At 30.1% G+C, this 23,075-nt stretch carries 30 protein-coding genes; 16 read left to right on the forward strand and 14 right to left on the reverse strand.

All coding sequences use genetic code 11. The features are described 5' to 3' along the window. Positions 1-42: 42 nt before the first annotated feature. A complete protein-coding gene (locus tag FH779_RS08525; protein WP_180906744.1) occupies positions 43-870 on the reverse strand; it encodes a hypothetical protein in 828 nt (275 codons plus the stop codon). 142 nt (positions 871-1,012) lie between these two features. Here FH779_RS08525 and FH779_RS08530 point away from each other — a divergent pair, with 142 nt between their 5' ends. Continuing rightward, positions 1,013-1,651, forward strand: coding sequence for a LysE family transporter (locus tag FH779_RS08530; protein ID WP_180906745.1), 639 nt, complete (start codon positions 1,013-1,015; stop codon positions 1,649-1,651). Positions 1,652-1,655: 4 nt separating this feature from the next. Here FH779_RS08530 and FH779_RS08535 read toward each other — a convergent pair whose 3' ends face one another. Further along, positions 1,656-2,090 carry a hypothetical protein gene (locus FH779_RS08535; protein WP_180906746.1) on the reverse strand — a complete coding sequence of 145 codons (435 nt, stop codon included), beginning with the start codon at positions 2,088-2,090 and terminating at the stop codon, positions 1,656-1,658. Between the two features lie 63 nt (positions 2,091-2,153). Between FH779_RS08535 and FH779_RS08540 the strand changes: the two genes are divergently transcribed. The 4 genes from FH779_RS08540 (at position 2,154) to FH779_RS08555 (ending at position 7,527) form a co-directional block, all read left to right on the forward strand. After that, positions 2,154-3,563: an aldehyde dehydrogenase family protein gene (locus FH779_RS08540; RefSeq protein ID WP_180906747.1), complete on the forward strand. Its 1,410-nt coding sequence runs from the start codon at positions 2,154-2,156 to the stop codon at positions 3,561-3,563. 77 nt (positions 3,564-3,640) lie between these two features. Then, the gene (locus FH779_RS08545; RefSeq protein WP_038334449.1) at positions 3,641-4,048 is read left to right on the forward strand and encodes an RrF2 family transcriptional regulator; all 408 of its coding nucleotides are present in this window, start codon (positions 3,641-3,643) and stop codon (positions 4,046-4,048) included. Between the two features lie 111 nt (positions 4,049-4,159). Continuing rightward, positions 4,160-5,467: a tRNA lysidine(34) synthetase TilS gene (gene tilS, locus FH779_RS08550; RefSeq protein ID WP_180906748.1), complete on the forward strand. Its 1,308-nt coding sequence runs from the start codon at positions 4,160-4,162 to the stop codon at positions 5,465-5,467. After that, positions 5,461-7,527 carry a protein-disulfide reductase DsbD family protein gene (locus tag FH779_RS08555; RefSeq protein ID WP_180906749.1) on the forward strand — a complete coding sequence of 689 codons (2,067 nt, stop codon included), beginning with the start codon at positions 5,461-5,463 and terminating at the stop codon, positions 7,525-7,527. Before tilS ends, FH779_RS08555 begins: the two co-directional genes overlap by 7 nt. Positions 7,528-7,838: 311 nt before the next feature. Here FH779_RS08555 and FH779_RS08560 read toward each other — a convergent pair whose 3' ends face one another. The 3 genes from FH779_RS08560 to FH779_RS08570 all read right to left on the reverse strand — a co-directional run bounded on the left by FH779_RS08560 (position 7,839) and on the right by FH779_RS08570 (position 9,842). Then, on the reverse strand, positions 7,839-8,594 hold the full coding sequence (locus tag FH779_RS08560; RefSeq protein ID WP_038335748.1) for a DUF4241 domain-containing protein: 756 nt from the start codon (positions 8,592-8,594) through the stop codon (positions 7,839-7,841). An 80-nt stretch (positions 8,595-8,674) separates the two neighbouring features. After that, the gene (locus tag FH779_RS08565; protein WP_038335749.1) at positions 8,675-9,274 is read right to left on the reverse strand and encodes a hypothetical protein; all 600 of its coding nucleotides are present in this window, start codon (positions 9,272-9,274) and stop codon (positions 8,675-8,677) included. Next, complete coding sequence (locus tag FH779_RS08570) at positions 9,267-9,842, reverse strand: Crp/Fnr family transcriptional regulator (protein ID WP_038335750.1); 576 nt, start codon at positions 9,840-9,842, stop codon at positions 9,267-9,269. Before FH779_RS08570 ends, FH779_RS08565 begins: the two co-directional genes overlap by 8 nt. Positions 9,843-9,950: 108 nt before the next feature. Here FH779_RS08570 and FH779_RS08575 point away from each other — a divergent pair, with 108 nt between their 5' ends. From FH779_RS08575 to FH779_RS08585, 3 genes are all read left to right on the forward strand, one after another. Then, entirely contained in the window at positions 9,951-10,358 is a 408-nt protein-coding gene (locus FH779_RS08575; RefSeq protein ID WP_038335755.1) for an RrF2 family transcriptional regulator, read from the forward strand. Between the two features lie 53 nt (positions 10,359-10,411). Then, positions 10,412-11,068 carry an NAD(P)-dependent oxidoreductase gene (locus FH779_RS08580; protein ID WP_038335757.1) on the forward strand — a complete coding sequence of 219 codons (657 nt, stop codon included), beginning with the start codon at positions 10,412-10,414 and terminating at the stop codon, positions 11,066-11,068. A gap of 94 nt (positions 11,069-11,162) precedes the next feature. Continuing rightward, positions 11,163-11,594, forward strand: a complete 432-nt coding sequence (locus FH779_RS08585) for a DUF3592 domain-containing protein (RefSeq protein ID WP_152606146.1) — start codon at positions 11,163-11,165, stop codon at positions 11,592-11,594. Between the two features lie 53 nt (positions 11,595-11,647). Here FH779_RS08585 and FH779_RS08590 read toward each other — a convergent pair whose 3' ends face one another. Beyond that, entirely contained in the window at positions 11,648-12,022 is a 375-nt protein-coding gene (locus tag FH779_RS08590; protein ID WP_052217816.1) for a hypothetical protein, read from the reverse strand. A gap of 110 nt (positions 12,023-12,132) precedes the next feature. After that, positions 12,133-12,498, reverse strand: a complete 366-nt coding sequence (locus tag FH779_RS08595; RefSeq protein WP_038335760.1) for a methylglyoxal synthase — start codon at positions 12,496-12,498, stop codon at positions 12,133-12,135. A gap of 99 nt (positions 12,499-12,597) precedes the next feature. On the opposite strand from FH779_RS08595, the gene FH779_RS08600 reads away from it, so the two are divergent. Continuing rightward, entirely contained in the window at positions 12,598-13,647 is a 1,050-nt protein-coding gene (locus tag FH779_RS08600; protein WP_038335761.1) for a 2Fe-2S iron-sulfur cluster-binding protein, read from the forward strand. A 107-nt stretch (positions 13,648-13,754) separates the two neighbouring features. Here FH779_RS08600 and FH779_RS08605 read toward each other — a convergent pair whose 3' ends face one another. Beyond that, positions 13,755-15,077 carry a solute carrier family 23 protein gene (locus tag FH779_RS08605; protein WP_180906750.1) on the reverse strand — a complete coding sequence of 441 codons (1,323 nt, stop codon included), beginning with the start codon at positions 15,075-15,077 and terminating at the stop codon, positions 13,755-13,757. Between the two features lie 149 nt (positions 15,078-15,226). Between FH779_RS08605 and FH779_RS08610 the strand changes: the two genes are divergently transcribed. Next, positions 15,227-15,448 (forward strand): heavy-metal-associated domain-containing protein, encoded by a 222-nt coding sequence (locus FH779_RS08610; protein ID WP_180906751.1) that lies wholly within the window; start codon positions 15,227-15,229, stop codon positions 15,446-15,448. 60 nt (positions 15,449-15,508) lie between these two features. Here FH779_RS08610 and FH779_RS08615 read toward each other — a convergent pair whose 3' ends face one another. Further along, positions 15,509-15,853, reverse strand: a complete 345-nt coding sequence (locus FH779_RS08615; RefSeq protein WP_180906752.1) for a hypothetical protein — start codon at positions 15,851-15,853, stop codon at positions 15,509-15,511. 3 nt (positions 15,854-15,856) lie between these two features. Beyond that, on the reverse strand, positions 15,857-16,408 hold the full coding sequence (locus FH779_RS08620) for a YfiT family bacillithiol transferase (protein ID WP_180906753.1): 552 nt from the start codon (positions 16,406-16,408) through the stop codon (positions 15,857-15,859). A gap of 175 nt (positions 16,409-16,583) precedes the next feature. Between FH779_RS08620 and FH779_RS08625 the strand changes: the two genes are divergently transcribed. Beyond that, positions 16,584-17,066 carry a hypothetical protein gene (locus FH779_RS08625; RefSeq protein ID WP_052217819.1) on the forward strand — a complete coding sequence of 161 codons (483 nt, stop codon included), beginning with the start codon at positions 16,584-16,586 and terminating at the stop codon, positions 17,064-17,066. 23 nt (positions 17,067-17,089) lie between these two features. After that, complete coding sequence (locus FH779_RS08630; RefSeq protein WP_180906754.1) at positions 17,090-17,536, forward strand: hypothetical protein; 447 nt, start codon at positions 17,090-17,092, stop codon at positions 17,534-17,536. Here the strand turns inward: FH779_RS08630 and FH779_RS08635 are convergent. Continuing rightward, complete coding sequence (locus FH779_RS08635) at positions 17,533-17,982, reverse strand: hypothetical protein (protein ID WP_180906755.1); 450 nt, start codon at positions 17,980-17,982, stop codon at positions 17,533-17,535. The genes FH779_RS08630 and FH779_RS08635 overlap by 4 nt on opposite strands. 192 nt (positions 17,983-18,174) lie before the next feature. On the opposite strand from FH779_RS08635, the gene FH779_RS08640 reads away from it, so the two are divergent. The 3 genes from FH779_RS08640 to FH779_RS08650 all read left to right on the forward strand — a co-directional run bounded on the left by FH779_RS08640 (position 18,175) and on the right by FH779_RS08650 (position 20,423). Further along, positions 18,175-18,924, forward strand: coding sequence for a GLPGLI family protein (locus FH779_RS08640; RefSeq protein ID WP_180906756.1), 750 nt, complete (start codon positions 18,175-18,177; stop codon positions 18,922-18,924). A gap of 128 nt (positions 18,925-19,052) precedes the next feature. Beyond that, positions 19,053-19,352, forward strand: coding sequence for a DUF3861 domain-containing protein (locus FH779_RS08645; protein ID WP_180906757.1), 300 nt, complete (start codon positions 19,053-19,055; stop codon positions 19,350-19,352). 6 nt (positions 19,353-19,358) lie between these two features. Continuing rightward, the gene (locus tag FH779_RS08650; RefSeq protein WP_180906758.1) at positions 19,359-20,423 is read left to right on the forward strand and encodes an NAD(P)H-dependent flavin oxidoreductase; all 1,065 of its coding nucleotides are present in this window, start codon (positions 19,359-19,361) and stop codon (positions 20,421-20,423) included. Here FH779_RS08650 and FH779_RS08655 read toward each other — a convergent pair whose 3' ends face one another. Further along, the gene (locus tag FH779_RS08655; RefSeq protein WP_180906759.1) at positions 20,424-20,996 is read right to left on the reverse strand and encodes a TMEM175 family protein; all 573 of its coding nucleotides are present in this window, start codon (positions 20,994-20,996) and stop codon (positions 20,424-20,426) included. Between the two features lie 139 nt (positions 20,997-21,135). On the opposite strand from FH779_RS08655, the gene FH779_RS08660 reads away from it, so the two are divergent. Further along, the gene (locus FH779_RS08660; RefSeq protein ID WP_180906760.1) at positions 21,136-21,687 is read left to right on the forward strand and encodes a DUF1697 domain-containing protein; all 552 of its coding nucleotides are present in this window, start codon (positions 21,136-21,138) and stop codon (positions 21,685-21,687) included. A 78-nt stretch (positions 21,688-21,765) separates the two neighbouring features. Here the strand turns inward: FH779_RS08660 and FH779_RS08665 are convergent, their stop codons facing one another. Next, complete coding sequence (locus FH779_RS08665; protein WP_180906761.1) at positions 21,766-22,326, reverse strand: TlpA family protein disulfide reductase; 561 nt, start codon at positions 22,324-22,326, stop codon at positions 21,766-21,768. 70 nt (positions 22,327-22,396) lie between these two features. Continuing rightward, positions 22,397-22,990, reverse strand: a complete 594-nt coding sequence (locus FH779_RS08670; protein ID WP_180906762.1) for a thioredoxin family protein — start codon at positions 22,988-22,990, stop codon at positions 22,397-22,399. Between the last annotated feature and the right edge of the window lie 85 nt (positions 22,991-23,075).

Raw genomic sequence — 23,075 nt, forward strand, 5'->3', positions numbered from 1 at the left:
CAAAATAAAATTTAAAAACCACTTCATTTGAAGTGGTTTTTTTTAGTTGTAATATTCGTACTCTACTTTAAAATAATTATTTCCCTTTTCATCTTTTCCTACAATTAAAATAGGAAAATTATCTTTATCATACGTGTAAGTATAAGTTACAATTCTATTAGGTTCTGCATTTGATAAACTCCAATATTGCGTTTCTTTAACTACATTATTTTCACTATAAGAATGCATAAATTGATTTTGAAGAATTCTAATTACTTCTTGAGAATTTTTGTAAGGACTATTTGATTTGTCGAATTCATATAAATTTTTCATCCCATCACTAAACCAACTTCCAAATGTTTTGTCAATAACGGATGTAATATTATTATTTGTATAAGAATAAATTGCATTTTGATCTCCATTACATGCACTACCGTTGCTACAAACAATTTCTTTATTAAACTTACCTAAGTTGTTGTAATAATATTCATTACGTTGTGTAATAGTACCAGACTCAACAGTTTGTGTATAAGCTAACTTATTTCCGTTGTAAAATAAATTTAATGTGCTATTTTCAAGAGGATTTGTAGCGCCATTGTATTCTACTGTAATTAAATTATCATTTGTATCATACTTATAAGTTGAAATCATTCCATTTGTATAATTTACATTTAGTAATTTTTTGTAATCTTTATCATAAATAAAGGTTCCTTCGCTTACATCCTGTGTTTCTGTTCCATTTATAAATTCATAGCCAGTAGATTTGATTTTTTTAATTACCTTTTTTTCATTGTTTGAAGTTAGATCACCATTATCATCATTTTTACAAGAAGTAAAAATAGAAGTTGAAATAATTGATAGCAGTAATAATTTTGTAAAGTTTGTTTTCATAGTATTTTTATAATAATTGCAAATATATAAAAGCTAAACTATTAAATCGGATTAAGATCTTTTATGATATGAATCTTATTCTATTTTGAGTAAACCATAAACTATAATTCATTAAATTTGCAAACCTTTTTAAAAAGAATTAATGCAGTATTTAGAACTACTTTTAATCGGAATTTTCACAGCTTTTATTGGATCGTCCATTCCTGGATTGTTGAATATGACGGTGGTGAAAATTGGGAAACAAGAAGGAGTAAAAAGTGCATATACTTTTATGTCTGGAACTGCGGTAACGATAGCAATTCAGGTTTATTTAGCAATTTTTCTAGCAAAATTTATTGATTTTAATGAAGAAGTTACCAAAATTTTTAGGGAAGTTGGATTAGCTGTTTTTGTAATTATTACGATTTATTTTCTCTTTTTTGCGAAGAAACAAGATCAAAAAAAGAAGAATAAAAAGCTAAAACAACAAGGTGATGTAAAACAAAAAAATAAATTCATTTATGGATTATTGTTATCTGCTATAAATGTTTTTCCAATACCTTTTTATGTGTTTTTAAGCGCAACGTTGGTTTCGTATAATGTTAATGTTTTTGGACAGCCAAACAGCTCAGTTTTTGCTTTAGGAGTTGTTATTGGTTCGATGATTATTTTTGGTCTATATCTGAAATTTTTTAACTCTAAATCGGAAGAAGATTCATTTATTTTAAAGAATATCAACTATGTAATAGGAGGAGTGACGAGTGTGATTTCTTTGTTAACGATTTATCAACTTTTTCAATAAAAATTTAATTCAAATTTTGCTTTGGATGCGAGTATTTAATCAAGTATTCCATCACTTCATCACATTCTTTTCCTTCTAAAATATAACTCAAAATATCCTCGATTAATTCATCAATAATTTGTGGATTAAACTCAAATTTTTTAGCTAAATCAATGCAAATTGCCTTTTCATTTTGATGAATATTCAAATCTACAACCATTAATAAAACAGCGTCGTATAACAAAGAAAGTCGATCTGTAAATGTTTTAGGCAACGTAAAATAAAACTTCGTGTTTTCGTTCAAAATATAACTTACATCTTTGGCGGAAAGCTCATGAAATTTGGCAATATCAGAGATAATTTGAATCTCTTTTTCATTCAAATTGCCATCACTTTTACCAATAATAAATAAATTTTTGATGTGATTTAATTTATCAACCAAAGTAAGATTATTTTTCATTTGTTGCTTTTTGGGATTAAAAATACTCAAAATAGTAGTAAATTAACGTTCAAATTTTTTCATGTGTCAGATTTTAAAACGAAAATAGATGAGATTTATGATAAGCAATGTGAGAATAAAGTAAATATTCGTCATCTTACTGTTTATCAGCGGAAAGAAAGTCTGAAAAACTTAGAAAATTCAATTCTAAATCATCGTGCCGAAATAGAAGATGCATTGTTTTTGGATTTAAGAAAATCTAAAATAGAATCTGATTCTACCGAAATATTTCCTGTTTTAGCTGAAATTCGATTATTTCGAAAGAATTTGAATCGTTGGACAAAAGCGAAAACAGTTTCAAATAATTTACTTTTTTTCGGTTCAAAAGCGCAAATTCAACCGGAAGCTTTGGGAAATTGTTTGATTATTTCGCCTTGGAATTATCCTTTTCAATTGTGTTTGGTGCATTTAGTTGCTTGTATTTCGGCTGGAAATACAACAATTCTTAAACCTTCGGAGTTTTGTCCGAATGTTTCAAAAGTTCTTAATAAAATTATTTCTGAAGTTTTTGAAGAAAATCATGTCGCGATTATCGAAGGAGAAATTGAAGAAACGACTTATTTGTTAACTAAAAAATTTGATCATATTCATTTCACAGGTTCGCCAAAAGTGGGTAAAATTGTGATGCAAGCAGGAGCAAAGCATCTTTCTTCGGTGACGTTGGAGTTAGGAGGAAAGTCGCCTTTGATTATTGATGGAACAATTCCAATGCAAGAAGTGGTTGAAAAAGCAGTTTGGGGAAAATTGATAAATTTTGGTCAAACATGTATTGCGCCAGATTATATTTTGATTAAAAAAGAATTTCAAGAGCAATTTATAAATATGTTTATTGAACATATAGAAAAAGTCTTTGGAAAAAATCCTTCACAATCGAAAGATTTGGCAAGAATTGTAAATCTTCAAAATTATAATCGATTAAAAAACTTGATTGAAAATGCAATAGAAAATGGTGCAAATTGTCCTTTCGGAAATGAATACATTGAAGCTGAATTGTACATTAAACCAACTTTATTGACAGATATTCCATTTGATGCAAAAATCAATGAAGAAGAAATATTTGGACCAATTTTTCCGATTTATACATTTAAAGAAATAAATGAAGTAATTGAATCTATTAGTCAGAAAGAAAAGCCTTTAGCGTTATATATCTTTTCGAAAAATTTTATTTTTATTAATAAAATTAAGAATGAAACTTCATCTGGTTCTGTGGTAATTAACGAAACATTGGTGCAGGTTTTACATCCAAATTTGCCTTTTGGCGGAGTTAATAATTCTGGAATTGGAGCTTCAACAGGTTATGCTGGCTTTAAAGATTTTTCGCATATGAAACCTATTTTAAAAGTCAATCGATTTTTATCGCCGTCAAAATTTCTCAATTATCCCTATAATTCTACAACTCAAAAGGTAATTGATTTTTTGATGAAATATTTTTAAATCTCGGTTCAACGATTTAATTTTATATTTGTTTTATACAACAATCAACGTTATTTTTGTAGTTAAATCTTATAGAATTGTTATCAAAAAAGACAAAATACGGACTAAAAGCGATGGCTCATTTGGCCAGACAAGAAAGTAACAAACCAGTTTTAATTGGGCAAATTTCTGAAACAGAAGTTATCCCTAAAAAATTCTTGGAAGCTATTTTATTGGATTTAAAAAAGTTAGGCTTCGTCAATTCGAAACAAGGAAAAGGAGGTGGATATTATTTGGCGCGCGATGCGAAAGATATCAGTTTAGCTTCTTTGATTCGTGTTTTAGAAGGGCCGATCGCGCTTTTGCCTTGTGTAAGTAAAAATTACTACGAAAAATGTGATGATTGCCCTAACGAAGGCGTTTGCACATTGAATAAAGTGATGGTTGAATTGAGAGATTCGACTTTAGAAATTCTTGAAAATAAATCTTTAGAAAGTTTAAAATAAATCTTTAGCCTGAGTTTTTCAGGCTTTTTTATTGGGAAATTTTATAAAAGTGAAGAGAAAAAGTATAACTTTTTTTCGAGAATTCTTCCTAATTTCGAACATTTACATTTCATGAAAAATAAATCTATACAAGAAGAGTTTAAAGAACTTTTAGATCAACATTCTTTTTCTACGCATCGCTATTTATTGGCGATTAGTGGAGGAATTGATAGCATGGTTTTGTTAGATTTATTTCGTCAAACTGCTGCAAATTTTCAGGTAGGACATTGTAATTTTCAGTTGCGTGAAGAAGACGCAAATGGTGATGAAATGTTTGTGAGAGAATATTGCGGAAAATATAATATTCCGTTTCATTCGGTTCGTTTTGATGTTGCAGCTTATCAGAAAACAGGAAATTATTCGGTCGAAATGGCTTGCAGGAATTTGCGTTATGAATGGTTTAAGCAAGTTCAAAAACAAAATCGTTTGGATGTTTTGGTGACAGCGCATCATTTGGATGATAATATCGAAACATTTTTGATTAATCTTTCTCGTGGAACAGGTTTGAAAGGTTTGGTCGGAATGCAAATTGATAATGGAAAAATTTTTCGTCCACTTTTGAATCTTACGAAAAATGATTTGTTGGAATATGCAAAATCAAATGAAATTAATTGGCGAGAAGATTATACGAATGCGACGGATGATTATACCAGAAATAAGATTCGTCATCACATTACGCCAATACTAAAAGAGCTTCATCCGCAATTTGATGAGAATTTTTTGTCAAGTTTAAATCATATCAACGATAATTATCAAATTGTACAAAATAAAGTTGAAGAAATTAGAAGTGACTTATTTTCAGGATATAATCCGATTGAAATTGAAATTTCTGCATTAAAAAAACTTCAACCATTAGAAACATTTTTACATTATTTGTTCGAAAAATATGGATTTTCGTCGAGCAAAGAAATTTTGAAATTTTTAGATGCAGAAACGGGAAGTGAAATAAAATCAGCAACTTATCGATTAATTAAAAATCGAGAAAATTTGTTGTTGCAAAAAATAGAAGAAGAAAATGAAGATGAATTAACGATTTTTGATGAGTTAATTGAAATCAATTCGTTAAATTTGAAGTTCGTGAAATCGATAAATCCACACGAAAACGCTACTGAAATAGTAGACTTTACATCAATTTTGTTTCCACTTAAACTTAGAAAAGTAAAAGAGGGAGATTTCTTTTATCCAATTGGAATGAAAGGTCAAAAAAAATTGTTGAGTAAGTTTATGAAAGATTTGAAACTTTCTAAGTTAGAAAAAGAGAAGGTTTGGTTGCTTTGTGACCAAAAAGATCAAATTATTTGGGTGGTAAATCATCGTTTGGATGAACGTTTCAAAACGACAGAAACAAGTAAAAACTTTTTAAACATTACAGTATGTTAAAGAAACTTTGGATACTTTTTTTGTTTCCAATTTTAGTCAACGCACAATTATTTAGTCCTGCAAAATGGTCGAGTTCGGTGAAGGAGGTTGGACAAAATGAGTTTGAAATCGAGGTAACAGGAAAAATTGATAAAGGTTGGCACCTTTATTCAATGAAACATCCTGATGGAGGAATTGGAATTCCAGCAAGTGCATCATTTAAACCAGCTGCAAATGCAAAATTGGTTGGAGGTACGCGAGAAGTTGGAAAACGTATAGATAAATACAGCCAAATTTTTGAACAAGATGAAAAATATTACGAAAATCAAGTAAAATTTGTTCAAAAAGTGAAAGTTTCAGGTGATAAACCTGTAAATGTATCGTATACAATAGAATTTCAGATGTGTGATGCTGAACGTTGTTTGCCACCAGATGAAACAAGTGGAACGATAAAATTAACGCCTTCTACAAAAGTTGAAGAAACGAAAGAAGAGGCAAAGCCAGCAGATGCTACAGAAGCAAAAGATACAGTTGCAGTAACTGAAATTACGCAAGATTCTGTTCAAGAGGGTTCTATAGCGGTTGTTGCGGCAACACAAGATACAATCAAAAAAGTTGACGACTCTTTATTAGCAGATAACGAAAAGAAAAATAATGGTTTATTAAAAATCTTTTCTTTAGGATTTTTAGGTGGATTAGCGGCGTTATTAATGCCTTGTATTTTCCCAATGATTCCTTTGACAGTAAGTATGTTTACAAAACAAAGTAAATCGAAAGGAGAAGGAGTTGGTAAAGCATTTATTTATGGATTATCAATTATTGTTATTTATGTTGCATTAGGTTTATTGGCGACAGTTATTTTTGGACCATCAGTCCTAAATGAAATGTCAACAAATCCGTGGGTGAATTTAGCATTCTTTGCGATTTTTATTGTATTTGCAATTTCATTCTTCGGAGCTTTCGAATTGACATTACCAAGCAAGTGGGTAAATGCTGCTGATAAAGGTGCTGATAAAGGTGGATTAATCGGAATCTTCTTTATGGCATTCACATTAGCATTAGTTTCATTTTCTTGTACAGGACCAATTATCGGTTCGTTATTAGTTCAAGCGACGCAAGGAGGGAACTATTATTCGTTAATCGTAGGAATGTTCGGATTCTCTTTAGCATTAGCGATTCCATTTACATTATTTGCAATGTTCCCAGGATGGTTAAATTCAATGCCAAAATCTGGAGGATGGTTAAATACAATCAAAGTTTCATTAGGATTTATTGAATTAGCTTTTGCCTTGAAATTTTTATCAAATGCTGATTTAGTTTGGCAAATGAACTGGCTACCAAGAGAAATTTTCTTAGCATTTTGGATTGCAATTTTTATCTTCTTAGGATTATATCTTTTAGGTAAATTTAGATTAGAATTAGATTCACCTGTACAAACAATCGGTGTTCCGAGAATGTTATTTGCATTGATTTCAGTATCATTTGCGATTTACATGATTCCAGGTTTATGGGGAGGACCATTAAAATTATTAAGTGGTTTAACACCTCCAATGACATATTCTGAAGCACCACGAGGTTTCCACGAAGGTGTAGGTGGTGGACAAGCGACAGCTAAATTTGATGATCCTAATATGGTTGCTGGACCTCATGGAATTCCTGCATTCAAAGATTTTGATCAGGCTGCGGCTTATGCAACGAAAGTTGGAAAACCAATGTTATTAGATTTCACGGGACATGCATGTGCAAACTGTCGTAAAGTTGAAGAACGTGTTTGGAGTGATGAACGTGTGAAGAAGATTTTGGCTGAAGATGTTGTTTTAGTTTCGTTATATGTTGACGAAGCAAAAGAATTACCAGAAGATCAAAAAGTATTTTCGAAAGCATTAGATCGTAATTTGAAAACAGTAGGTAACAAATGGACTTCTTTCGAAATTGAACATTTTAATGCAAATGCACAGCCTTATTATATTTTGGTTGATAAAGATTTGAATCGTTTCTCAAAACCTTTAGAAGCTGAACTTGATGTAGAAGTTTACTTAAAATGGTTACAAGATGGAATCGCGAAGTATAAAGCGAAATAATTATCTTTATATATAGAAATAAAAACTCCCGCATTTGCGGGAGTTTTTTGTTTCACTCAATTCGTTTCAATAAATATCAATTATCTTTCAACTTTTCAGAGATTTTATATTCATTTTGAAAATTCATAACTATTTTTATTCTCTAGACTTTTAGTGTAAAATAGTTTATTATAGTTACTTAATCTATATGTTTTAGTTTCAAGTTTTTTATTAAAATAGAAGCCAAGAATTTGATTGTTCTTATAAATTTCTAAACAAAAAAATCCCTCAATTTCTTGAAGGATTTAAATATTATTTGATCGAAAAATTAATTACAACCATTCGTCATCATCTTCTGAATCTTCTAATTCAGCATCGATGAATTGAATATAAAATGCAACAATTTCTCCTTTTTCATTGTAACCAAAGTAAGCAGGGTAGATTCCTTCTCCAAAACCAGCTTGAAAAATTGGCGATTTGAATTCTGTATTTGGAATTGTCCAATTGATCCAATCTCCTTCTTCTGACTGATATTTTGGGTTATTTTTAGCGTTCTCTACGAATAATGCATTGAAATAATCATCGTATAAATTTACATCACCTTTGCTTTCGAATTCATCAATAAATTTTACAAAAGAATCTTTTGCTTCTGCATCAACAATTGTAGCTAAACCACTTTCGATAGAAAAACCAAAATATTCTCCTTCTTGTAATTCGTCAATCAACTCAATCCCTTTCATTGCTTCTTCGTAACGAACAGGTTTTTCGTTTGTAAAAGCAACTTTGATACAACCAATCAAATTCTCAACGTCACCATCGTCTTCAAATTTTACGATGCTTGCAGTTACAGGAAAATTACCTTTTGGCGTTTCAAGGAAATAAGGATCTTTATCCATTGATAAATATTCTCCCAAAGGATCATTTACAAAGATTTTACCTGATGGTAAAGAAACTTCTCCCATTTCGATTTGGTCGATTTCTACACCTCCAATTTCTTTATCTGTAAAATATTTTTCTAAATCATTAGGAGCTAAAGTGAATTCTCTTTTAGATTCCCAAGTTTTTAACCATTCTGCTGTTGGTTGCATAAATTATTGTTTTTAAGTGGTACAAAATTACATTAAATAATGAGAGTAACTCAACTTTTATATGTTAGTGAAAAATTAAATTATCTTAATTTTTTTCTCAATTCGTTCTTATCAATATCATATTCTAAATGCATGATCGAAATTAAATCATCTTCAGAAAGTAAATTGTTTTTGTAATATTGAATTAAAAATGATTCGATTTTAGAAAATTCATTTAACGATTTTTGTAAAAAATAAGCTTCAACAAATTGATTATCTTTTGTTTTTAATGTAATCAAATTACTAATTCCGTGCGAACCTTCTGGATTTTCGAACTCACCAAATTCCTTTACAGCTTTTCCTTTGTAATCTTCATTATCAATGACAATAGAAAACAAATCGTTGATTGAAAAAGTTTGATCCTTTACAGAAATTGTATCTTTTGTAAATGTCAATTTTCCATCAAAATTACCTTTCAATTCTGCCGAAGGTCGCTTAAAATAACCATTCCAATAAGCAACAGCTGTTGCTAAAAGCCCAATAAAAATGTAATAATACGTTTGATTTTTGAACACTTTCAGTTCCAAAAACACAAAACTAATTACAGTAACGGCGAGAAATGATAAGATGACTTTTGCAATCTGTTTATTATTTTTTTTAGGTTTTTCTGGTACAAAAATTTCAAAACTATAACTATCCATGTGCTATTTCTTTACGAACTCTACTTAAACTTTCGGGTGTGATGCCTAAATATGAAGCGATCATCCATTGCGGTATGCGAGAGAGTTGGTTGGGATAAAGACGCATAAATTCTAAATAACGAGTCTTTGCAGATGCACCAAGTAACAAATTAATACGATCTTGTAAACTACGCACATGATTTTGAATTAATTTATTTTGAGCAGCTAAATAATTTGGATTTAATCGAGTGATTAAATCATTCAATTTTTCATTCAATAAAATAACGGTAGAATCTTCTATTGCTTGAATATAAAATTTTGATTGTTGCTTACAAAAAGCACTATTTCTATCACTTACAATCCAATTTTCTGTACCAAATTGCAAGACATGTTCTTTTCCATTTTCATCTATTGTATAAGAACGAATAACGCCAGATTCAACAAAAAAATAATCTTCGGAATATTCGCCAGGTTCTAAAATAAATTCATTCTTTTTGATGTGTTTTACCACCAAAAATTTTTCAATTTCTGCCCATTGTTCTTCTGTCAGATCAATAATATTTGATAAATGTTTTTTATAATTTTCCATATGTATAGGAGTATGCAACAAATTTAAGAGAAATTAATCAATAAAATTGTATCAATATTTGTTACAATTAAAAAATTTGTACTAAATTTGTCCCATCGATATAGAGAAATGAATAATTTAAGATTTGCAACGGCGATTCATATTTTAGTTTTGACTGAAAAATTCAAGGGACAATTAATAACTTCTGATTTTATTGCGGGAAGTATTAATGTGAATCCTGTTGTGGTTCGTCGTGAGATTAAATTCTTGAAAGAAGCAGGTTTCATCGATTCGAAAAAAGGGAAAGAAGGAGGAATTTACTTAGTTAAAGATTCTGCTGATATTTTGTTAGGCGATGTCTATAAAATTGTCAATCAAGAAAATGTTTTTGGAAGAATGAATCATACCAATCCAGAATGTCCAGTTGGTAAACAAATGAATAACAATCTTGAAAAATTATTTGATGATGCTGAATCAGAGTTGATTAAGTCGTTAAATCATAAAACTTTAAAGCAATTTTGTGATGAATTTCAGTAAAATTTTTTATCTTTAAATGTAACAAAATTAATTACAATATAAAATTAAATAAAATGAGAGTAGCAGTAATTGGAGCAACAGGTTTTGTAGGCTCACATATTGTAGAAGAATTGGTAAACAGAAATCAATCTATCAAAGCATTTGCGCGAAATACAGACAACGTTTTGGATAGTAAAAACGTAGCTAAAGTGGCATTAGATGTAAACGATGTGCAAGCTTTGGCGACAGATTTGAAAGGTGCTGATGTGGTTGTAAGTGCTTTTAATGCAGGTTGGACAAATCCAAATATTTATGAAGATTATTTGAAAGGCGCAAAAGCAATTGAAGAAGCAACTAAATTGGCTGGTGTAAAACGTTTGATTGTTGTTGGTGGAGCGGGAAGTCTGTATGTGAATGATAAAAAAGAACTGCAAATTGTAGACGCGCCAGATTTTCCTGAGCAAATAAAACAAGGCGCTTTGGCTGCGAGAGATTATTATAATATCTTGAAACAAGATAATGAGTTGGATTGGACAATGTTTTCTCCAGCGCCAGAAATGCATCAAGGAACTTCTGGAGAGCGAAAAGGTACGTATCGTTTAGGGAATGATGTACCTGTTTTCAATGCAGAAGGTCGTAGTATTTTGTCTGTGGAAGATGTTGCAGTGGTGATTGCAGATGAAATTGAAAATGCCAATCATATAAAAAGTAGATTTACAGCAGCTTATTAAGGTGTTTGAATAAATTTATAATAAAATTATTTTTATAGGACAATTTTTTGTTTTTGGTACGGTTTGTGAAAAACAGATAGCAAATACAAGAATAATGAAATTGTCAATCGCAATAGGATGTTTAATTCTAAGTTTAGGATTTGTTCTAATATGCTCTTTTCTAAATCTTGGTGTATTTTTTAATCAACTGCTTGGAGTAGTTTTTCTGTTCTGTAGTTTGTTTATGGGATATTTAGGTTTTGTCAATTTATTTGACTACCTAAATCATTCAAGATTAGTAAATAAAGGAGTAAAAGTAAAAGCACATATTATTGAAATAAAAAGAGGTTTATTAGGAGAAAATCATTTGCCAGACTATATAGTTGAAGTTTTTTATAAACATCCAAATACTGAAAAAATTTATTATACAGAATTTGAATATTTTGGAGATGTTAACGCAAGTGAGAATCTAAAGAAAGGAAAAGAGGTTGATATTTTAATCGATCCTCAAAATCCAGAAAATATTTATTATAAAAATGTAATTTAAAAAGGCTGTCCTAACAAATAAGACAGCCTTTATTATTTTTATTCGGATAAAAACTATTGTTTGATATACGTTTTATTTCCATTGTCATTGATGTAGTATTTTCCACCTTTTGGTCCTACATAAACTTTGTGCCCATTGTAAGTACCTGCAGTGGTAGTTTTAGCTACAGTCGTTTTCTCCACTTTTTTTTCTGAAACTACTTTTTTATCAGTTGTACCTTTAGGGGTAACTTCAGTTTTCTTAGTTGTGGTTACTTTTACATCCTTTTTAGCATCTGTTCCTTTTTTATCTGCTGATGCTTTAGTTGTTGTTTTTACTGTTTCTGTCTTAGTTGCTTTTGTTGGAGTTTTTGTTTGAGCAAATGCTACAGATGATCCAGTAAAAGCAAATAAGCTAAGCGCGATAGCTGTTTTTTTAATTAAATTCATAGTGATTTTGTTTTGAATTGTTATTTATATTCAGTTAAAATTTCTATTCAATATTAAACAAATTATCATCCAAAACAATAAGAATAAACTTAAGATTAGCTTAAGAAAAATTATTTTAAATGATCCAATAACATTTCTGCTGTCGCTGGGTTTGTAGCTAATGGAATATTGTGTACATCGCACAGTCTCAATAACATATTTACATCTGGTTCGTGCGGATGTTTTCCCATCGGATCTCTAAAAAAGAAAACCATATCTGTTTTTCCTTCTACAACTCGAGCAGCAATTTGCGCGTCACCACCAAGAGGACCAGATAGATAGCGCGTAACTTTTAGTCCAGTTTGCTCCGCATACTTTCCTGTCGTTCCTGTTGCGATAAATGTGATATTATTATTGTTTAAAGCTTCTTTATGTTTCATTAAAAAATTGACCATTTCAGCTTTTTTTCCATCATGAGCGATCAATGCTATTTCCATATATTTTTTCTATTTAATCTAAAATATTACTTTTGTACAAAGTTAGCAGAACAATCTTAAATAACGAGTTGTTTTCAGAATTATAAATAGTATACGACTATGAAATTTAATTTATTAACGGTAAAAGAAATTGTAAAATTAACGGCTGATGCTGTTCAAATTTCGTTTGATGTTCCTGAGGAATTACACGAAGAATACAATTTTTTACCTGGACAATATATCACTCTTAATATTAATGGAGAACGAAGAGATTACTCTTTATGTGAATCTCCTAAAGATAAAAAATGGAGCATTGGGGTTAAATCTCAACCAAATGGAAAGATTTCTTCTTATTTAGTAAATGAACTAAAAGTTGGTGATCAATTAGAAGTTTCTACGCCAAGTGGACGTTTTTCTATTCCTACAAAACCAAACGAAAAACGTACGTTATTAGCTTTTACAGCGGGTAGTGGAATCACGCCAATTATGAGTATGTTGGAGTTTACATTGCAGACTGAAGAATGGGTAAATTTTCATATTTTTTATGTAAATAGAGACGAGAACTCAATCATGTTCAAAGAGCGTTTGACAGAATTAAAACAAAAATATCCAAACAATGTTTTCATTCATCATTTTTATACGCGCCAAGATCAGGAGAATTTCATTTACAATGGACGAATTGATGAGAAGAAATTTGATTTAATCTTGAATCAAATTATTGATATCAACGAAGTAGATGAAGCAATGGTTTGTGGACCAGAACAAATGATTTTGACTTTAGCGAAGAAAATCAACGAAGCGGGAATTATCGAGAAACATATTCATTTCGAAATGTTTAATCCTTCAGTGAAAACAGAAGATATTTTTACAAAACATGACGAAGGACCTCAAACGGTTCAAGTTACTGTAACGCTTGATGGCGAAACTTCTGAAGTGACTTGGGATAGAGGAAAAAACTTGATTGATACAATGTTAGACGCTGGTATTGATGCGCCTTACTCGTGTAAAGGTGGTGTTTGTTCGTCTTGCATGTGTAAGATAACAGAAGGCGAAGTGCATATTGGAGACAACTATGTATTAACGGATTCTGATTACGAAGAAGGAATGACGTTAGCGTGTATTTCTCGTCCAAAAACAGCTACTTTAGCAATTGATTTTGATGAAGTTTAAGTTTAAGAACAATATATTTTAAATCAAAAAGGCGAGCTGAATTCAGCTCGCCTTTTTGATTTATATTTGTTCGCTTTGAATTAGAATTTTATCATCTAAATCTTTATTTAATTTTCCTCATCAAACATTTCCTTGAACGAGACAAATTCTCTTCCCGGAAGAATTAAATTTAAAGCAACTCCAATTATAGATGCCAAAGCCATTCCTTCTAAAGAAAATAAATCTCTGATGTGAATTGCCGCACCACCAATTCCTATAATTAGGATAACAGATGAAATGATTAGGTTTCGTTTTATCTTAAAATCAACTTTATTTTCAATTAACATTCTCAAACCACTCGAAGCAATAATTCCGAATAATAAAATAGAAACGCCACCCATAACTGGTGTTGGAATTGTACTTAATAATGCTGAAACTTTACCACAAAATCCAAATAAAATAGCAAAACAAGCTGCTCCAATAAATACATAAATACTAAAAGCTCTTGTAATAGCTAAAACACCAATATTCTCGCCATACGTCGTGTTTGGAGGCCCACCTAAACAAGCGGCAATCATTGTTGCAATTCCGTCACCTAACATAGATCGGTCTAAACCTGGATCTTCAATTAAATCTCTATTCACGACTTTACTCAAAACTAATTGATGTCCGATATGTTCAGCGATTGGTACAATTGCAACCGGAATCATTAAGAAAATAACATACCAAGATAATGTAGGCGTATAATCTACAAAAGGAACCGTAAAATCTGGAATCATAAACCATTTTGCTTCTATAACAGGATTTAAATCAACAACACCCATTGTAATTGCAAAAATATATCCACCAATAATTCCGACCAAAACTGGAATTACACTCAAAAAACCTTTACTGAAAATTGCTGTAATTATCGTGATAATTAACGTAACAAAACCAATTGTAACATAGGTTAAATCATATTCGCCTGAAGGATTATTTGTCACCATTTTGATTGCTGTAGAAGCTAATCCTAGCCCAATTACCATAATTACTGGACCAACAACAATAGGAGGTAAAAGTTTCATTAACCATTTTGTTCCAGCAGTTGCGATAAATAGTGCGACCAATGAATAGGTAACTCCAACTAAAAAACTTCCTACCAAGAAACTTCCTGTCGCTATTCCACTTTCTGGGTTTGCTTCTAAAGCTTTCATTGCGATAATTGGATTGATAAAAGCAAATGAAGAACCAAGGTAAGAAGGGACTTTTCCTCGTGTAATTAAGATGAAAACTAAAGTTCCGATTCCGCTCGAAATTAATGCAATTGCTGGTGACATTCCTGTCAAAGCAGGAACTAAAACTGTTGCGCCAAACATCGCAAAAAGATGCTGTATACTTAATAATATACCTTGTCCTAACTTCGGTTTTTCGTCGATAGCTAAGACAATATTTTGGTCATTTTGTTGACTCATTTTTAAAAGAAATTGAAATTGTTTTGTTTGAATACAAAAGTAGCTCAAAACGATTAATAAGTACAGAAATCATATAACTATTTAGCGAAATCTTGTAAATGATTTTGTAGCTATTCTTGCGAAATTTGTAAGACAAAAATCAATGAATTATGGAAACAAAAGAATTAAAATTCAAAACAAATATAAATTGTAGTGGTTGCGTGAGCAAAGTGAAACCTTTTTTAGATAAGTTAGATGGTTTAGAAGCTTGGGAAGTTGATACTGATAATCCTGATAAAGTTTTGTCTGTAAAAATTAATCAAGCAACAGACGAAGAAATTATTGATACAATTGAGAAAGTTGGTTTTTCAGCTGAATTAATTGAAGAATAGATATTTTTTTAGGTAGAATGACTTATTTTTTGTGATAATTTAAGTCAATATAATCTCAAGTTAATCTTGAATTGACTTGAGATTTTTTATTTTATTTTTTCGAAATTGTAGAAAGAAAAGCACGCCCATAGAAAGTTGAAGAATAAATAATAAAATAATCCACGTATTCATTTTTGCTGCAAAATCTGATAATTGGTTGTACATTATATCATATTTATCTATTGAAGTTTCTGCTATATTTTTCACAAACTGTATATCATTCGATTTTTCAATCAGCATAATTTGTTCACCTTTATAACCTTCATTTTTATTCGGAACAAGTTCAATTTGATTAGCGCTTACAAAAAACAGAAAAACACTAATGATTGTAGATAAAAATAATAGAAAATAATTGATGTATTTCATGGGTTATAAAATATTTTGTAAAGATACATTAACTTTTTTAGCTTGCTGTATGTGCGCCAAATGATGATTGCAATGCCAAGCATAAATCGCAAGATTTGTTTTTAAATCAATCAATTGATTTGTTTCTGGATGACGAAATTTTTTCTCCCAATCGCTTTCAACAAACGAATTTAACAAAACAACCCAACGTTGATGCAGCGCAAATAGCAAATTGACTGAAATGTTGACGTCAAGATTTTTAGAATCTTCTAATTCAGCCCAAATATTTTCCTCGTAAGGTTTTATTGTCGGAACATCTTCGGTTAAAGCCAGTTTAAAACGAATAAAACTATTCATATGGCTATCTGCACAATGATGCACAACTTGTCTAATTGTCCAGCCTTCTGGACGATATTGTTGTTCTAATTCAGCTTCTGAAAGAGAGGTAATTTCATTCTGAATTTTTTGTGGAAATTCACGAATTGTTGAAATCCATTGTTCAATAGATTCTTTATTAAATGATGCTGGAATTTCAAATTTACCGATCGGATATTTTAAATTTTCTAGTGTTTTCATATTGTTCTTAAATTTAATAAATTTTACAACTTTACTGATAAAAATTATTCTATTTTGTTAGAACGAGTCACTAACTTTGCAACTTCAAAAAATAATTGTGCAAACCAAACGCATCATAAAATTTGTTACCATACTGATTATTTTCGTAATTCAGTTTTTGTTTCTATTTGCGATAATGAACGAGCGAATAGAACATTATGTTGTGCCATATATTATTGTTGCGATTTGTGCTTTATTGCTAATTGTTTACCGCAAATTTCCGTTGCATCATCACGAATATTCATTTGATCGAAAAACATTAGTTTTATGGATTCCTATAGCTGCAATTATAACGTATTTAATCAATAATCAACTTGGTTTAGGAGGCGTTTTTTCAGCTGGAATTATCGGAACTTTAGGTTCATTTTTAACGAAGTTTAATCCTCGTTCAGAATATCTAAAACAAATTGCAGGACCTATATATTGTGGTGCTTTCATTGGAATGACTTCGCTTGATTTTCAGTATGTTTATTGGATGATTATTACGGCTGGAGTTTTTACAGCCTTGTTATTTTTTGCTACAAAATCTTTATTTGTTGGTGTAGGAGGAAAGCTGGGAACGTTAGCATTTATCGGAGTTTTATTGAGTATGTTGTTGTTTAAATTAATTATTGGCTAATGATTACTGAATTTTTAATATTAATGATGTGTTCAATAATAGCTTCATTAACAACGTACGAATTAAATATTCGTTTCAAACAAGGTCCAGTTCGTGCTTCTGCAATGATTGCGATGATTGTTGGCGGATTTTTTTATTTCTTTCCGACAATTTTACCTGAGTTTTATACCAAAAATATTCCGTTGTATGTAATCGGTGGAACTTTCATTGGAATGGTATCATCAACCATAAGTATCAGTTATTTTTCGTTGGTTTTTTCTCCAATTTTATTTGCAGTTTTATTGCATTATACAAGCAAAGTTTTCAATGGTTATGGAGGTGCGTTAGGTACAACTGCTTGCATCTCATTGATGTGTACAATGGCATTCCCAATTATTACAAAAAATAAAAAGGTGACCTATGGTTATCGTCTAATTCGAATTATTTTCAAGAAAAGAAAACGTAATAGAATTATTAAACGTAAAGTTTAATCAAAGCAATTGAAAACTATCTCTCCCAATGTTTTACTTTTCCAATAATTAATTTGTTTTATTTCTGATTCTCCTAATAATTCTAAATCAGAAACTTCTACTTTTTTGTTTAATTCTTTTGGATTTAGAAGGATCAAACTTGAATTTACTTCGGCTTTTAATTGTGAAATTAATTCAACAGGAAAGTCAATAAATTTCAAATCGAAACATCTATTTTTTTCAACACAAGCAAAAATTAAATAAGTAGAATTTACAATCAAATAAAAATCTTGTTTTGTCTTTTGATAATTAATTTTAATTTGATAAAAGTTAGATGAATCATTCACTTTCAGAACAACTTCTGTCTTGGTAAATGGATATTTGATTCCTTTCAGAATTTTCTCTAAATCTTCTATTGTGTAATTAGGAGTGGTGTCAAAACCTGTAATTCCTTTTTGTAATTTCATAAATTTTGGTCGTCAATATATTTTAAATGTAATATTTATTCCTTCAATTTATATAATTCTCAACTTTAGGAAATTGTTAAATTTTCTAATTATATTTTATGAATATGATATGATTTATTGTGTCATATTTAACAAATTCATCTCATTTGATTCTTTACTTTTGAAACTAACAAAACCATAAATTATTATAACATGAAAAAACTTATATTTTCGGTATGTTTTACAACTATTTCTTGTATTGCTTCGTTTGCACAAGCTAAAAAGGAGAACATAAAAGTAATCTACAACACAGATTTTATTTTAGATTTTGATAAAGTCAAAAGTAGTATTCCTGCTGCGTATCATGCGAGTTTCAAAAGTGAAATAGATCGCGGAATTTCGGTGAAATTTGTATTGGAAAGTAATGGAAAAATGTCTTCTTTCAAACCTGAAATTAAAATTGATAACAATCAATCCAATGATAATTCTATTGCGCAGATGATTATTGCTGCAGAAGCAAATCCACAATATAAAGATTATGAAAAAAATGAATTTTATAATGTGAAAGATTTTGGTGTGAAAACCTTTTTGATTAAGGATAAAATCTTTGATTATCAATGGAAAATAACAAAAGAAAAAACAGAAATAGCAGGTTATAATGCAACAAAAGCAATTGGAATAGACGAGGATGGAAAAGAGGTGATTGCATGGTATACAACGAGTTTGCCTTATAGAGATGGTCCTTATCGTTATGCTAATTTACCAGGTTTGATTGTGAAAGCAGAAATGTCAACAGATGAATTCAAGGCTGTTTTTACGATGAAAGAAATCGAAATTTTAGATAAAGATGTTGTGATTACTTTGCCAACAAAGGGAAAAGTTGTGACAGACAAAGAATTTATGGCGGAAATGAAAGCAATGAATGAACGTCATAAGCAAGTAAATCAAGGAGTTGATAAATAACAATAGAAGAGTTGCAGAAATGTGGCTCTTTTTTTGAATAAATATTATTGATTTAATCAATCAATTAAACGAATAATCATTTTAATTTTTGATAATTCTAATCTGTTACTTTTGGAAAAATTAGATTTATGACAAAGAAAGGAAATCACTACAAATTAACATTAGAACAGACCGAATTATTAGACAAAGATGCGCCATTACAAGCTCCAATTGTTTTAGATTTTATGAATCATGATGAGATTTTTAAGATTATTGAAATGATAAAATCTAAAAATCCGTTCGAAAATGAAAATCAATCAGTGGAATTTGCAATAGGTTTGAAGTTATTTTTGGAAGTGGTAATGAAGAATAAAAACAATCCAATTTTTGAGGATTTAATTCCTGCGATTAAAGCTTTTATGCCTAAATTGAAAGAAAATTTAAAGTAATAAAAGATGGTTTGGCAAAATGAATTAACAGCATTATTTGGCGTAAAATATCCGATTATTCAAGCGCCAATGTTTGGAGTAACGACATCAGAAATGGTTGCTGCAGCAAGTAATTGTAACTGTTTAGGTTCTTTGCCAATTGCCGATTTGGATGCAGAGAATTCGTTGAAGCGAATCTATCAAACAAAAAAAATAACGAATAAACCTTTTGCTGTCAATATTTTTGCAAACGATATTCCTGAAATCACACCAGAATTAAAGCAAAGGTATAACGCAATAAAAAATAAGTTAATTGAGCTTTCGCATCAACAAAACTTTGAAGTTGTTTTTCCTGAAATTGAAGCTGTAAAACCAAATGGTTATAAGGAGCAAATAGACGTAATTTTACAAGAAAAATGTAAAATTTTGAGCTTTACTTTTGGTAATTTGGATGATGATTCTATTAATCGTCTTAAAGAACATAACGTAACATTAATAGGGACTTGTACAACGCTGGATGAAGCGATACAATTGGAAAAATCAAATATTGATGTGATTTGTGTACAAGGAATTGAAGCTGGTGGACATCGTGGAACTTTCAATCCAGATATTTTGCCTCAAATTGGTGGCTTTTCATTGTTTTCGCAAGTAAAAGATGTTGTGAAAAAGCCGTTGATTTTTGCTGGTGGAATTTATGATGCGAAAACACTTTTGGCGGCTAAACAGCTGGGTGCATACGCTTTTCAGATTGGTAGTTTGTTTTTGTGTTCCAATGAAAGTGCTTTAAAATCGTTCGAAAAAGAGCGATTAAAAAATGTGAAAGAAAATGAAATTATCTTGACAAAAAGTTTTTCTGGAAGATATGCACGAGGAATTGAGAATGAATTTATTCGTTTGTTTGAAAATTCTGAGTTTGTTTTACCTTATCCTTATCAAAATAAATTAACAAATGCGTTGAGAAACGCTTCTAAATCAAAAAAAAATACAGCGTTTACAAATTTATGGTTAGGACAATCTTTTAAAAATTTTGAAGAAGATTCTACATCAAATCTTCTTCAAAAATTAATTGATTCTGTAGAGGATTATCAATAATTATCGCATCGATTTTTCAATTCTTCTATCTGGAATCAGCCATAATAAAGCGATTAAAGCATAAATAATAATACCAATTTCGGGTTTTATAAATGAAATTCCGATTCCAACTAAATAACCAATACTAGAGGTCTTTTCTTTTAAACTTCTACTCAGAGATTTTCCAATAACAGATTCCTTTCCTTCTTGTTTTATAGCAATTTTTTCAATAATCATAAATGCTACACTACTCATAAATAGGACAAATCCATAAAAAGCAACAGGAAAAGTTGAGTCGTAATTTTCGCCCATCCAACCAGTCGAAACAGGTAGCAAAGACAACCAAAAAAGTAGATGTAAATTACTCCATAAAATTCCGCCGTTTACTTTTTCAATTGCCTGAAAAAGATGATGATGATTGTTCCAATAAATTCCAACATAAATAAAACTGAACAAATAATTCAGAAATTTTGGGATATAAGGTTTCAAACTCATGATATCATCTCCAAGAGGAACTTTCAAATCCAAAACCATAATGGTAATAATAATAGCAAGAACGCCGTCGCTAAAAGCTTCTAATCTATTTGTAGTCATAGGTTTTATTAGTTTTTTATTATTCAGAATGATGCTAATTTATCAAAATTATTGTAACAATTAGGGATTTGTTTTAAAATTTCTATTATATTTATTTTCATAATTTTAAACAAAGTTTCTCGTAAATAGAGATAGTTTTATGAATACTTTTATTGCAATCCTGAGAGGTATAAATGTAAGTGGTAAAAAAATCATCAAAATGGATGTTTTGACCAAACTTTTGGAGGAACTTAGACTGGAAAATGTGACGACTTATGTGCAAAGTGGTAATGCGGTTTTTTCGACAAATTTGACTGATATCAAAGAAATTGGAGATTTAATTCACGATAAAATTGTTGAAAGTCTATCTTTTGAAGTTCCAGTTTTGATTCTTACCATCGAAAAATTAAAAAACATTATTGAAAATAATCCATTCTTAAAGGATTTGAGCATTGATAAAGAGTTTTTGCATTATACGTTTTTGGCAAATAAACCTGAGGAAATAAATACTGAAAAAGTTGAAAGTTCAAAAACTGAAGATGAACAATATTTTGTTGCTGATGATGTTGTTTATTTATATTGTCCTTCTGGTTATGGAAAAACAAAATTGACCAATAATTTTTTCGAAAAATTACTAAATGTAAGTGCTACAACCCGTAATCAAAATACAACAACTGCTTTATTGCAATTAGCGTTGATGAGAGAAAATTAAAAAGAGAGTTAACTTACAGATATAAAAAAAACCGTTATTAATCAATTAATAACGGCTTTTTTATGTTTTTGAATAAAATTATTCAGCGATTAATTTATCTAATAAATCATTAATTTCTTTATCATTCCAATCTCTTGTTTTTGTTTCTTTCAACACAACTTCACCTTTCTTATTTAAAATATATGTTGTTGGAAAAACCTTTGGTAACATATTATTTGAAATTGGACTATTTGGCTCGTAAACTGGCATTGTATAATTATTTTTTTGCAAAAACGGATTAAAAACCGTTGGTTTATCCTGAATTGCAATCAATACAAATTTTACTTTTTGTCCTTTTGCTTCATACAATTTCTGAATTGTTGGCATTTCTGCAACACAAGGAGGACACCAGCTTCCCCAAAAATTTAGGAAAACAACTTCACCACTTTTCTTGAAATCAATCAAGTTTGTATTCGCAGCGCCGTTATGACCAATTAAATCAATATCATAATCACTTTCTGTTAATTCTATATCAGAGCCTGCAACGTGGCTATTGTCTTCCATTTTACCTTTAAAAAATGTCCCAATTGGCGTAAACATAATAGCGACTAAAGCGACAACTACAACGATGGCAAAAATAATTTGCTTATTTCCTTTCATTTTTCTTTTTCAATAAAATCTTACACAAAGATGCGAACAAATAACAAGTTGAACAAATTGAAAAAAATGATTAATTACCGATGTTTTCGTCAATCAAATCTAAAATTTCATTTACAATGTCTTCACCTTTATTGTTGTTGTAATATTTTTGTAAATCTTCGTGAAAATCATCTGCCGAATACGTATCAGGATTACTTTTGAAACGCGCCAACATTTCCATTCCAGCTTGTGGACGAGGACCAAAACGGAAAGCTTCTTCATTTTCTTCATTCACTCCAATAATAATTGGAATAGAAGCCGCTCCATTTGTTTTGTATTTTTCCATCAACTCCAAGTTCTCATCACGTAAAACATAATGCGTCGAAACTTGAAGCGCATTTGCCAATTTCTCTACAACAGGTAAAATTTGAGATGCATCTCCACACCAACCTTCTGTAATGACTAATAATTTTAAATTATTTGAAGTTGATTTAACGCGTGTTTCTTGCGCAGGATTTAATTTGAATGTTTTAAAAATTCTGTTCATGCGTTGCAATCCCAAAGCATAATATTGTACATATTCTTTCGGATCATCGTTTTCGATTTCGTTTTCCAAATCATCTTCAACGCGTGTGATATAATCTTCGTATGATAAACCTTTGTTGATGTATTCTGTTAAATTCATTTGATTCTAATTTGTTACAAATATAATGCAATTCTACGAGCTTATTTTGTAACAATGATGACATTGTTTGTCGTTAAAAATTGGT

The organism is Empedobacter falsenii (assembly GCF_013488205.1).
Lineage (GTDB): Bacteria > Bacteroidota > Bacteroidia > Flavobacteriales > Weeksellaceae > Empedobacter > Empedobacter falsenii_C.